This window comes from Carnobacterium maltaromaticum DSM 20342, assembly GCF_000744945.1.
Taxonomy (GTDB): Bacteria; Bacillota; Bacilli; order Lactobacillales; family Carnobacteriaceae; genus Carnobacterium; species Carnobacterium maltaromaticum.
Genome location: NZ_JQMX01000001.1, coordinates 990362 through 1003117 on the forward strand (window position 1 = coordinate 990362; position 12756 = coordinate 1003117).

General features: G+C 35.8%; 10 protein-coding genes and 1 other annotated feature. All 10 genes read right to left on the bottom strand.

All coding sequences use genetic code 11. From position 1 onward, the window contains the following. Positions 1-352: 352 nt before the first annotated feature. Positions 353-553, bottom strand: a complete 201-nt coding sequence (locus tag BR77_RS04680; protein ID WP_010050435.1) for a cold-shock protein — start codon at positions 551-553, stop codon at positions 353-355. 356 nt (positions 554-909) lie between these two features. Continuing rightward, on the bottom strand, positions 910-1596 hold the full coding sequence (gene radC, locus BR77_RS04685) for a RadC family protein (protein WP_015076079.1): 687 nt from the start codon (positions 1594-1596) through the stop codon (positions 910-912). A gap of 49 nt (positions 1597-1645) precedes the next feature. After that, positions 1646-2200 (bottom strand): HAD family hydrolase, encoded by a 555-nt coding sequence (locus BR77_RS04690; protein ID WP_479683919.1) that lies wholly within the window; start codon positions 2198-2200, stop codon positions 1646-1648. Between the two features lie 109 nt (positions 2201-2309). Further along, positions 2310-3617, bottom strand: coding sequence for a bifunctional folylpolyglutamate synthase/dihydrofolate synthase (locus tag BR77_RS04695; RefSeq protein WP_015076078.1), 1308 nt, complete (start codon positions 3615-3617; stop codon positions 2310-2312). A 162-nt stretch (positions 3618-3779) separates the two neighbouring features. After that, positions 3780-6425 (bottom strand): valine--tRNA ligase, encoded by a 2646-nt coding sequence (locus BR77_RS04700; protein WP_035064090.1) that lies wholly within the window; start codon positions 6423-6425, stop codon positions 3780-3782. Between the two features lie 206 nt (positions 6426-6631). Further along, positions 6632-6859: a binding site (T-box leader), on the bottom strand. A gap of 69 nt (positions 6860-6928) precedes the next feature. Beyond that, on the bottom strand, positions 6929-7420 hold the full coding sequence (gene tpx, locus BR77_RS04705; RefSeq protein ID WP_010050427.1) for a thiol peroxidase: 492 nt from the start codon (positions 7418-7420) through the stop codon (positions 6929-6931). Between the two features lie 198 nt (positions 7421-7618). After that, positions 7619-8272, bottom strand: coding sequence for a redox-sensing transcriptional repressor Rex (locus BR77_RS04710; protein WP_035064092.1), 654 nt, complete (start codon positions 8270-8272; stop codon positions 7619-7621). 186 nt (positions 8273-8458) lie between these two features. Then, a complete protein-coding gene (locus tag BR77_RS04715) occupies positions 8459-10048 on the bottom strand; it encodes an amidohydrolase (RefSeq protein ID WP_035064095.1) in 1590 nt (529 codons plus the stop codon). Positions 10049-10289: 241 nt separating this feature from the next. Next, a complete protein-coding gene (thiI, locus tag BR77_RS04720; protein WP_015076073.1) occupies positions 10290-11507 on the bottom strand; it encodes a tRNA uracil 4-sulfurtransferase ThiI in 1218 nt (405 codons plus the stop codon). 17 nt (positions 11508-11524) lie between these two features. Continuing rightward, a complete protein-coding gene (locus tag BR77_RS04725; RefSeq protein WP_010050422.1) occupies positions 11525-12664 on the bottom strand; it encodes a cysteine desulfurase family protein in 1140 nt (379 codons plus the stop codon). Between the last annotated feature and the right edge of the window lie 92 nt (positions 12665-12756).

A 12756-nucleotide genomic window follows, 5' to 3' on the forward strand; every position in this document is an offset into this window, starting at 1 on the left:
TTGACATACCAAAATGCCTTTTAAGCTTATATTTCTTCTAGTTGTAGACTATTCTACTCTACTTTTCAATTTAAAATTTTATTAATTCATCAAATCAAATGACAACTCTTATTTTATAAGATATTGTTATTAAATTCAACCCAAAAATAAAATAACGTCAAATTTAATTTCCCCAATGAAAATGAACCGTAGCTCAATTAAAGTTATCTTGAAAATTAGGAGGGATATTCAAGATAATAGTTGGGTCTAATTAGTATAATCATACTTTATTTAATCATTAAATAAGACAATAAAAATAAAAAAAGACTAAGTACATACATACTTAGTCTTTAAAGGTTATAAGTGAATGAGCTTACGCTTTTTCTACGTTAGCTGCTTGAGGTCCACGGTTACCATCTTCAACGTCGAAAGTAACTGCTTGTCCTTCTTCTAAAGTTTTGAATCCGTCGCCTTGGATAGCTGAGAAATGTACGAATACATCGTCTCCGTTTTCGCGTTCGATAAATCCAAATCCTTTTTCTGAGTTAAACCATTTTACTGTACCTTGTTCCATAGTTAAAATTCCTCCTCGTGCCTTTAGCACATAATATTTGATATTCTTGCTTTACGGTACGAATTGGAATGTTCTGAAACAATCTTTTCTTTACCTAACAAAAACACTAAAGTTAGTATACCATAAATTTCTTTTTTCGACAAGAGTTTTCCTATTAATTCATTCACTTTTTTATTAAATGGTTCCGATTTCTTTCTTCTCAGTGTAACCCCTTTCCTTGGCTACATGGTTATTTTCTGACCAATTCTTAATTTAAGTTTAAAATTATTTTCTAATAAATAACTTGTAATTAAATATATCAGTTATGAATTTCTTTTTTTAGTTCTATTTTTATGATAATTGATTGGATTTCCTACTTAAATAATTCCAGTTTCTTTTAAACTAATATACCCCTTTTCTCCAACTACAATATGATCCAATAAATCAATCCCCATTAATTCACCACATTCGATAATTCGTTTTGTAAAACTAATATCTGCTTGCGATGGCTCTGGATTGCCTGAAGGATGGTTATGACCTAGAATAATCCTTGCTGCCGAAATTCGCACAGCACCACGGAAAATCTCTCGCGGATGTGCTATCGAAGAATTTAATCCGCCAACAAAAATAGTTTCTTTTTTGATTAAATGATTTTTGGTATTCAAATATAAGGCAACAACATGTTCTTGTGGCAAATCCTTCATCTCTGTAAATAGTAAATCCCCTACCATCTGGCTAGATGTAATATGCCCAATTTTTAATTGCGAGGCACTTGCTATCCGAACACCAAACTCAATTGCAGCCCTAATCTCGATTGACTTAGCATGACCAATTCCCTTTATTTCCCTGAGCTCCTCTAAAGAGGCTAGCTTAAGTTGGTGTAAATCGCCAAAATTGTTCAGCAACTCCATTGCTACAGCCAAAACATTGTTATCTTTTGAACCTGTTCGTAATAAAATAGCCAATAATTCATGTGTTCCTAAGGCCTTCTCTCCATATTCCTCTAAACGTTCTCTAGGCCGACTATATTTGGGAACATCTAAAACTAAACTTCTTTCTTGCATGAAAAAGACCCCCTTTTACAATATAATATGTAAAAAGAGGTCGTAAGTTTTATTTATTTTGATTTTTAATGAAGTCTTTAACATAAGATAAATCCTCATAAATAGCGCTAGTTTTTTCTTCAGCTTCAGGCGAAGGTGGAATTAAATCGGGCACCATAATTACACGTATACCTGCATCAAATCCAGCTCTAATTCCGTTAATTGAATCTTCAAGGATTAACGTCTCAGCTTTTGGCACAGCCAAACCAGACCAAGCTTTTTCAAAAATTTCAGGATCTGGCTTTGCACGTTTAACTTCATCACCAGAAACAAAATAATCAAAACGATGCTGAATATTTTCACGTTTTAGAAAATTAGCCACCATTTCTTTTAAATTACTTGAAGCCACTACTTTTTTAATTCCTTCTGCTTCCAAGAAATCAAGCAATTCAATGAAACCAGCTTTCACCATTAAACCTTCATCTTCAACAATTTCATCTAAACGAGTACGGCTATCTGTAATGAGAGTCGCAACTTTTTCATCATTTTTAAAATCGCGATATAAATTTTCGTGCAACTCTTCGTCTGATGTCCCAACAAATTTAAGATAATATTTATACCTAATCGATCCGCCACCTCTTGCATTGAGCGATAATAAAGCGTTTCTGTATCAAAAATTAATCCATCCATATCAAAAATTACTGCTTTTACTTTACCCACGTTACTTGTCCCCCTTAGTTGTTTGTTTCATCTAAAAAATAGTGTCGAACTTCAGAAATAAAATACAGTGACCCTGTTATAATCAAAACACTATTACTATCCATTTCATTTACAGTTTTTACTAAACCTTCTTGCCAAACTTCTTCAACATCATAATTACCAGTCAAATTAGTTGTTAACTGATTTGCTGATGCCGCTCTTGGATAATCAAAACTCGTTAAAATAAGATGAACATTTGGCAGAACTTGTAGCTGACCTAACATTTTATCAACTGCCTTATCCCCCAAAGCCGCGAATAGTACGTATATTTCTTGTTGCTCAAAATCATTTTTTAGCGTCTCAACCAGCCTATTCATCGCCGGCTCATTATGAGCGCCGTCTAAAATAATTAATGGATCTTCATTTATTTTTTCCAATCTACCTGGCCAGAAAGCCGCTTTTAATCCACGCAACATCTGTTCATGACCAATAGCTAAACCTGTTTCATGACTGTATACTCGTAAAACTTCTAATGCTAATGCTGCATTTTCAACTTGGTGTTTCCCTAGCATTGACAAAACGACTTGTCTTAAGCAAATAAAGTCGTCTTCAAAAGTAAACGTCTCACCCCATGTCGGTAATGTTTTCCATTTTGAGATAAAATAATCTTTGTTAAAACACAGCAGCGGGCTCGCATTTTCTTCTGCAACTTTACCAATGACTTTTAAAGCTTCTGAATCAACATTTCCAACAACAACTGGGATACCTGGTTTGATAATACCTGCTTTTTGTTCTGCAATTTCAGAAATTGTACCACCTAGAATGTGCATATGATCAAAACCAATAGTTGTAATAGCCGAAACGACTGGCGTCACAACGTTGGTTGAATCAACTAATCCTCCTAAGCCTACTTCGATTAGAACAACATCCGCATGTCCTTCACCAAAATAAATAAACATCATTGTATTTACAACTTCAAACTCACTAGGACCGCCCAATGAAGTTTCTTCTAACTCCATCACTAGCGGGTAAACTAAGTTTGCTAAACGTAAAATTTCTTCATTTGAAATAGGTTCTCCGTTGACACTGATACGTTCATTAAAAGTGGTAATATAAGGCGACGTAAATGTCCCTACTACTTGACCAGCAGCCTCTAACATCTCTCGTAAGTACGTAACTGTCGATCCTTTTCCGTTTGTGCCTGCTACATGAATAGATTTAAATCGTCTTTCGGGATGCCCTAGACGCTTCATCATCCATTCCATTCTTTTCAATCCTGGCTTCATTCCCATCACTAATCTTCCATGAATCCATTCTAGTGCTTCTTCATACGTCTTAAACAACTTACATCCCACCAATTCTTCACATTCGTCATTTATACTAGTTATTACGTTCTTTTTTGTTTCTCTATTATACCGCTCTTGTTTAAAAATGACTAGCGTAAAAACAAAAAACAGAATGAGTTAAAAGTTCTTTTCAGCCCTTTTAACCCATTCTATCTGATTTTATTGTTGCGCTTTTAGTGAGGCGATACGTTCAGCAACAGCTTCACGTTTTTCTAAATAATCTTTTTCTTTTTCGCGCTCAACTTGCACAACTGCTTCAGGTGCACTAGATACAAAGCGTTCATTTGAAAGCTTACCTTGCACGCGTTTAACTTCACTTTCCCATTTAGCCATTTCTTTTTCTAGACGGATAATTTCTTCGTCAATATTAATTAAACCTGCTAATGGTAGATAAATTTCTGCGCCTGTAATAACCGCGCTCATAGCCGACTCTGGAGCTTCAATTTGACTAGAAATCACTAGATTTTCTGGGTTACAAAAACGCTCAATATAAGTTTCATTTTCTTTTAAGAAGGTTTCAATTGAAGCATCATTCGTCTTGATTAGCAATTCAATTTTCTTAGAAAGAGGAGTATTCACTTCTGAACGAATCGTGCGAACTGAGCGAATAAGTTCCATTAACACATCCATACCTTTTGCAGCAGCCTCATCGTTTAGCTCTGGGTGAACTACCGGATATTCAGCTATAACTAGAGATTCCCCTTCATGAGGAACACTTTCCCAAATTTTCTCTGTCACGAAAGGCATAATTGGATGCAGTAAGCGCAATGTTTGGTCAAGAACATAAGCTAAAATACTTCTAGTTGTTTGCTTAGATGCTTCGTTTTCACCATTTAGTACCCCTTTACTCATTTCAATATACCAATCACAAAAATCATCCCAAATAAAGTTATATAAGTGACGACCAGCTTCACCAAATTCAAATTTTTCAAATAAATCCGTTACTTTTTCAACTGTTTGGTTCAAGCGCGTTAGAATCCAACGATCTGCAATAGTTTTTTCGCCACTAAAATCAATTTCTTCATAGCTTAAACCGTTCATATTCATAATCGCAAAACGACTAGCATTCCAAATTTTGTTGATAAAGTTCCATGCTGCATCCATTTTATCATAACTAAAACGAACATCTTGCCCTGGAGCTGAACCATTTGATAGGAACCAGCGCAAAGCATCTGCACCATACTTATCAATAACTTCCATCGGATCAATCCCATTACCTAAAGATTTACTCATTTTACGTCCATCTTCATCGCGAATTAAGCCATGGATCAACGCTTTTTGGAAAGGACGTTTGCCGGTGAATTCTAAGCTTTGGAAAATCATACGACTTACCCAAAAGGCAATAATATCATAGCCTGTTACAAGTGTATTAGTTGGGAAGTAACGTTTAAAATCTGGCGCTTCTGTATCAGGCCATCCCATTGTTGAAAATGGCCATAAAGCTGAACTAAACCAAGTATCTAATACATCTGGATCTTGTACCCAATTTTCACTATCTACTGGGGCTTCCATGCCAACATAAAGTTCGCCAGTTGTTTTATGATACCAAGCTGGAATTTGATGTCCCCACCATAGTTGTCTAGAAATAACCCAGTCATGAATATTTTCCATCCAACGCATGTAGTTCGTTTCGAAACGCTCAGGTACAAACTCAATCGCTTGATCCGTTGCTTGATTGTCCATCGCTTCTTTTGCTAAAGGCGCCATTTTCACAAACCATTGTGTTGATAAACGCGGTTCAACAACAACTCCAGTACGTTCAGAATGACCAACACTATGAACCATTGTTTCAATTTTGATTAAATGACCTAATTCTTTCAAATCAGCTACAACCGCTTTTCTTGCAGCAAAGCGATCCATATTTTGATATTTTCCAGCTAATTCATTCATGACACCAGATTCATCCATTACATTGATTCTAGGTAAATCGTGGCGATTTCCAACTTCGAAATCATTAGGGTCATGAGCCGGTGTAATTTTAACGACTCCTGTACCAAAATCCATTTCAACATAGTCATCTGCAATAATTGGAATTTCTTTATTAACTAAAGGTAGGATAACCATTTTCCCAATTAAGTGTTTGTAACGTGAATCTTCTGGATGAACAGCAATTGCAGTATCACCTAACATTGTTTCTGGACGAGTTGTAGCTAACTCAACAGTCCCACTACCATCTGCTAACGGATAACTCATATGGTAAAAAGCACCCTCAACATCTTTATGAATGACTTCAATATCCGATAAGGCTGTTTTAGCTTTAGGATCCCAATTGATAATATATTCTCCACGATAAATAAGGTCTTTTTCATACATGGATACAAAAACTTTACGAACTGCATCTGACAAACCTGAGTCTAAAGTAAAACGCTCACGACTATAATCAACTGAAATTCCAACTTTTGCCCATTGCGCACGAATCACGCTAGCATACTCTTCTTTCCAATCCCAAACTGTTTCAATAAATTTTTCACGGCCTAAATCATAGCGTGAAATACCTTCTTGGGCTAATTTTTCTTCGACTTTTGCTTGAGTCGCAATTCCCGCATGATCCATCCCTGGCAACCATAATGTATCGTAGCCTTGCATGCGTTTTTGACGAATAATAATGTCTTGTAATGTGGTATCCCAAGCATGGCCTAAATGTAATTTTCCAGTCACGTTTGGAGGTGGAATCACAATCGAATATGGTTCTTTAGTTTGATCCTCACTTGGCTTAAATAAATCTTTTTTTAGCCACTCTTCGTAGCGTCCAGCTTCTACTTCTTGGGGTTGATACTTAGTTGGCATTTTTAGTTCTTCTGACATACTATCTTCCTCCCTATTTTTCATTTGATTTTAAGTTTTATAAACTAAGCAAAGTTATTTTAGGTTTATGCAATTTCATTTGTATTTTTACTTAAAATACGACAAACCAACATTTAAGGATCACAGTCCATCTTTGATGGATGTGTATCATGGTTCTAAGTTGCTAAAGCAACAAGAACCATGACAAAAAGCATCCGCCTAAAATTAATTAGGACGAATGCTTTGAATTCGCGGTACCACCTATTTTGCATGTTGAAAACAACACACCACTCTAAACGCTGTTAACGGATCGCTACCTCCGGATAGAGTTACTCTAACTTCCCTCTATCAGCTCCTAAGCTACATTCATTTTAGACTAATAAAGAACTCTCAGCATTTGTTCTTTTCTCTTAAAATTAGTATCTAAAACTACTCCTCTTGATCAATGCTTTTCATTGACTTTATTTTAGCATTGAATGATAGGAAACTCAACAGAAAAATCGATTTCTAGTTGATTGAATAATTTAAATTAAGGCTTTTGTTGCTGCCAATGCAGCTGTATAGTCTGGCTCATGGCTCATTTCTGGCACAATTTCTTCATATACTAAAACACCGTCTTGATCGATTACAAAAACCGAACGAGCTAATAAGCCTAGTTCTGGCATATATACCCCATATGCTTTAGCAAATTCTAAATCTGTATCATGTAGCATTTCCATTTCAACACCATTTCCTGCACACCAGTCCGCTTGCTCTTCTTTGGTATTGTTAGAAATCGTAATCAATTGAACATTTTCTAATTGTCCCGCTTCTTGATTAAAATGTTTTGTTTGAATCGCACAAACTGATGTATCGATGTTTGGTACAACACTAACCAAAACAACTTTTCCTTGATAATCAGCTAAATTAATTTTTTTATCTGATAAATTGTTCAATGTAAAATGAGGTGCTTTTTCACCTGTTTTTGGCTGAGTTCCCTCAACTTTGATGACTGTTCCTCTTTTGGTAATTTCCATTATCTATCGCTCCCTTATTTATAAAAAAGTTTTTTGAGTTGGCTCATAAGAACTACATCTCTATGTGCTTTTACACTCTTTCTAATTAAGTATACAGTTTCTCCTTAGGGATAGGCAATTATTCTGCTTACAAAATCTCAAGAGACTGTCAAATTAATTCTTAGTCCCTTGATTATTATAACGACCGATTTCCTTAGCTCAATTGCGTTTGTTTGCGAATTTTTCATTAAAGTAGATAAGTGTTAGTAACTCTGTTGTTAAGTCAATATAACGAACGTCTATCTCATTAGATACTTTAACTCGACCCGGTGCAAAGTTAAGAACTGCTGTAACACCTGCAGCCACTAATTGATTAATTGCTTCTTGCGAATGTTGACTAGGAACTGTTGAAATGGCTGTGGTTATTGATTCATGCTGAATAATTTCTTCCATCTGACTAATATGGTAAACAGGGATTCCACCAATTTTTTGATTACACAATTCTTCATTTGTTTCAAAACCACAAGTGATTTTCAAATTGTCATCTCGTCTAAAATTATTGGACATCAAAGCGCGCCCTAAATTCCCAACTCCAACTAAAGCTACTTTTGTTACTCTATTCACATTTAATATTTGATCAAAAACATTTAAAACATGACCAACTTCATAGCCATAACCACTTCGACCCAATTCTCCAAAATGTGAAAAATCACGACGAATTGTAGTGGAAGGAACTTGCGTTAACGTACTGAAATCTTTAGACTTAATCCGATGAATCCCAGATTCTTCTAACGATTTTAAATAGCGATAATACAACGGTAAACGCTTGGCTGTTGCTTTAGGAACATTTTTATTTTTCTCTACTTTCTCCATACAACTCACCTTCCTAATTTACTTCATATAATCTTATATTACCATTGTAAAACAGTGAATTCAATTTATTTGTGACATGATTCACATTATTTTAATCAAAATCTTACTCTGCTTAATCCCTTAGAACTGAAAAGAGCACCTTACTTTTTAAAATAAGGCGCTCTTTTCGGTATTTATTTAATCTATTCAGCCAAAAACAATTTGCTCTGAAATAATGGTTTTCAAAACATGGATATCTGCTAAGTTTTCTTTTTCAATCATAAATGGATTTTCTTCTAAAACAGTGAAATCTGCTACAAATCCGACTTTAATTTGTCCGCGTGTTTTTTCTTGATAACCTGCCAAAGCACTTCCTGTTGTATAAAGGCTAATCGCTTCAAATACAGATAATCCTTCATCAGGAAAATAAGCTTTTCCATTTTTATCTGAGCTGACAGTCCGTGTAACAGCAGCATGAATCCCTAGAAATGGATTTGGAGTCTCAACTGGAGCATCACTTCCGCCAGCTGTAGGAAAACCCGCCTCGGCAATACTGCGCCAAGCAAAGGCCAAAGGAGGATGATTGGTTCCTAAAACCTCTAAGGCCCATGGCAAATCGCTGCTCATAAACTGAGGTTGAACATCGAATAATAAAGGCATATTTTTAGCTTTTGCTAACAATCCTGGATTCAACCACGGCGTATGAATCATCCGATCTCGTTGTCCTTTTTTGGGTGGATAAGCTTTTAAGGTCTGAATCACTTTTTCAAATGCTAAATCACCTAATATATGAATGGCAACTGGTAAACCAGCATTTCTTGCCGATTGGACCATCTTTTCAAAAACGTCATCTGTTTGAATTTGTAAACCATGATGTTCAGAATCTGATGCATAGCCATTTTTCATTAAGGCCGTTCTTGATCCAACCGTCCCATCATAAAAAATTTTCATTGCACCTAATTCAATAAATGGATTACCATCTAAAAATTGTTGATTAGACTGATTAAAAGCTGCTAATTCACCATTATGAATTAGTAAATGACTCCTAAAAGGTAACTTATCTACACCGAGACACGCTTTAAAAGTGGCCAAAGTTCCTTCAAATCCATTGAAATAGTGCAAATCTTCTGTATGACCGCCTGTAATCCCTTTAGTCCACAAATCTTTAACAGCCAGAGTAAGATAATCTTCCATCTCACTTGGTGTTGCTGGTGGAAAAGCATCGATAGCTAAATTAGTCGCCTCATCTTTTAAAACTCCAGTAAAATCACCCTTCTCATCTAGTACAATTTCTCCCCCACCTTCAAATTTCTGCCATTTTTTAATTCCAATTTCCTGAGTAAAAGCTTCATTGATAACTACATTATGATAATCAATTCGTCTAACAAGGATTGGATGAGTCATTGAAAGAGCATCTAAATCAGATTTTTTAAATGCTTCTGTACTATCTTGCCATTTATTCTCATTGTATCCTTCGACAAAAAGCCACTCTTTTTCTCTAAGTTTTGCTACTTTCTCTTTAATCATTCGTAAGGCCGTTTTTTTAGATGTACACTGATTTAAATTTAAACGAGCTAAACTTTGACCATACCAAAGCAAATGCAAGTGGCTATCAACAAAACCTGGAAATACAGTACTTCCTGCTAGGTCTATTTCTTCTAATACTTCTGGATAACATTCTTTTAATGACTCTTCCGTACCGACTCCAATGATTTCTCCATTATTTGTTAAAACGGCTTCAACTGTCTCACCCTCGTTTGACATCGTATAAAAAAGACCATTTTTCCATAATTTCATTTTTATTCCTCATTTCTGTTGTTGAAAAATACTAAAAAGAGGCTGAGAATTTTATCTCAGCCTCTCAATTTATCCGAGATGAACTTGATTTTAATCAGAGTAGAACAACTTTCATCGTACTTTATAATCCGGCTCTTAAAGCTTACTCTTTCTTATACTTCTACAACTGTGCACAATTGAAGACCGCAATTGCTTGCATTTGTTTCCAGTATAATCGGAGCAGAACATCTTTCATCGCACTTTATAAAAATTCTGAAAAGGCTTCTTCTTGTTGCTCTTCCAATGAATCACCTGTTTTAATTTCTGAAATGACTAAGCCTGCCATTGCGCGTTCGATTAAACCATCCACATCTAAGCGAGCTTCGAATTTTTGCGCTTTTTCTAATTTAGGCTTTGTTTTTGGTGCTGGTGGAGCAAAAATTGTACAACAATCTTCAAAAGGTTGAATCGATAGTTCTAATGTATCGATTTTTTGTGCAATTTCAATAATCTCATTTTTATCCATTGAAACAACTGGGCGAATAATTGGAGTATTCGTAACCTCATTAATGGATACCATACTTTGGAGCGTTTGAGAAGCAACTTGCCCAAGGGATTCCCCATTTACAATTGCTAAGCCACTTTGCTGTTCACGTATTTTATCCGTTAAACGCATCATCATCCGACGAGTAACGGTCATTAAATAACCTTCTGGTACAACACGTTTGATTTCTTCTTGAATTTCAGTAAATGGAACTTCAATAAATTGAATACTTCCAACATAAGCAGTTAATTTAACGGTTAAGTCTTTCGCTTTTTGTAGCGCACGAGGGCTTGTATAAGGCGGACTATGGAAATGAACCGCTTGAACTTCAACACCACGCTTCATTGCTAAATATCCGGCAACTGGAGAATCTATTCCTCCAGAAAGCATTAGCATTGCTCGTCCACCTGAACCAACAGGTAAACCTCCTGCTCCAGCTATTCGTTGACAAGATAGGAAGATACCCTCTAAACGGACTTCCACTTTGACTTCAATATCTGGCTTCTTAACTTGAACCTTAATTCCTTCAACATTACGCAAAACTTCTGCACCAAGTAATTGATTGATATCATTTGTATCTAATTCAAAAAGGTGATCTGCACGTTTTGTTGTAATTTTAAAGGTTTGCCCTTCTTTAAAAACAGATTGCACCATTTCAACAGCAACTTTTTTGACAACGTCCATATCACGAGGCAAGCGAACAACTGGTGAATAATTTTGAATCCCAAAAATAGGCTCTAAACGTTTCATTACAATGTGACTATCTGCTCCATTTAATTCTAAATACATATGATCACGTTCACCAAGAATTTTAATCTCTGGAAAATCATGTAACGCCCGTCTCACATTTTGAGATAATCGATTGATAAATGTACGTTTATTTTTTCCTTTTGTTGATAATTCGCCGTAGCGAACCATAATTTCTGTATAGTTCATAATTTGTTTCCTTCCTATTAGTGAATGTCTCTAAATTGTTCCTCTAACTTAGCAAATTCAACTAAAAATTGCTTGGCTTCTGCTAATGTGTTGGTATCTGTTAAGCTAACTCGAACAGCGCTTGTTGCTAAATTTTCGGGTACATGCATCGCGGATAAAGTACTCGAACTCGTTTGACTTCGACTTGAACAAGCACTTGTGGTTGAAATATAAATCCCAACTTTTTCCATCGCATGAACAAATACCTCGCCACGAATGCCGCGTAAAGCAAAACAAAGAATATGCGGAGCACCTGTTGGCGAAGAAAAAACACTTACTTTAGAATATTTTTCCAAACCCGCACTTAGATACTCTTTTATCTCGCGTTGCTTTTGCTGTTTTACTAGTGCATCAGTATAAAGTAAACGCAGTGCTTTTGACATGGCCACAATACCAGCCAGGTTTTCGGTTCCACTTCTACGACCAAATTCTTGTCCCCCACCACTTAATAGTGGCGCAATTTTTTTCCCTTGTCTAATATACATAAAACCAATGCCTTTTGGTCCATGAAATTTATGAGCTGAAAATGTTGCTAAATCTACTCGAGAACTCGCAGATAAATCTAACTTAATTTTTCCAATTGCTTGAACAGCATCCACATGAAAATGAACCTTTGGATATGCTTTTAAGATTTCTCCAATTTCCGCAATGGGTTGAATACTGCCAACTTCATTATTTACTGCCATAATTGAGACCAAAATCGTATCCGAACGTAACGCTTCTTTTAACTCCTCCAAAGAAATAATACCCTCACGATTTACAGAAAGATACGTCACTTCAAAGCCCTGTTTTTCCAGTTGAGCCATTGATTCTTTGACGGCTGGATGTTCAACAGAGCTAGTAATCAAATGTTTCCCATATTTACCCTTCTCAATTGCTGTCCCTTTAATTGCCCAATTGTCACCCTCTGTTCCACCACTAGTAAAGAAGATTTCTTTTGGCTCTACTCCCATAATTGATGCCACTTGTTTTCTGGACTGCTGCAATAAACCATCCGCATGATCGCCTAGATGATGTAAACTTGAAGGATTTCCGAAGACTTCTTCCGTTACCTTCACATAAGTTGCTACTACAGAAGGATCTGTTTGTGTTGTTGCACTATTATCAAAATAAATCATTTAGTTCACACTTTCTATTTATAAAACCCTAACTTAATTAAGGTTTCTTATTATCTTAAAAACCATTATTTATTATAACAGACTTCCTCAGA

What these genes read in the sequence shown, in the direction of transcription:
- radC (WP_015076079.1), bottom strand. Translation starts at nt 1,596, where the DNA reads ATGCAAGAAAGAAGTTTAGTTTTAGATGTTCCCAAATATAGTCGGCCT.
- tpx (WP_010050427.1), bottom strand. Translation starts at nt 7,420, where the DNA reads ATGGAAATTACCAAAAGAGGAACAGTCATCAAAGTTGAGGGAACTCAG.
- BR77_RS04725 (WP_010050422.1), bottom strand. Translation starts at nt 12,664, where the DNA reads ATGATTTATTTTGATAATAGTGCAACAACACAAACAGATCCTTCTGTA.
- BR77_RS04710 (WP_035064092.1), bottom strand. Translation starts at nt 8,272, where the DNA reads ATGGAGAAAGTAGAGAAAAATAAAAATGTTCCTAAAGCAACAGCCAAG.
- BR77_RS04700 (WP_035064090.1), bottom strand. Translation starts at nt 6,425, where the DNA reads ATGTCAGAAGAACTAAAAATGCCAACTAAGTATCAACCCCAAGAAGTA.
- thiI (WP_015076073.1), bottom strand. Translation starts at nt 11,507, where the DNA reads ATGAACTATACAGAAATTATGGTTCGCTACGGCGAATTATCAACAAAA.
- BR77_RS04680 (WP_010050435.1), bottom strand. Translation starts at nt 553, where the DNA reads ATGGAACAAGGTACAGTAAAATGGTTTAACTCAGAAAAAGGATTTGGA.
- BR77_RS04715 (WP_035064095.1), bottom strand. Translation starts at nt 10,048, where the DNA reads ATGAAATTATGGAAAAATGGTCTTTTTTATACGATGTCAAACGAGGGT.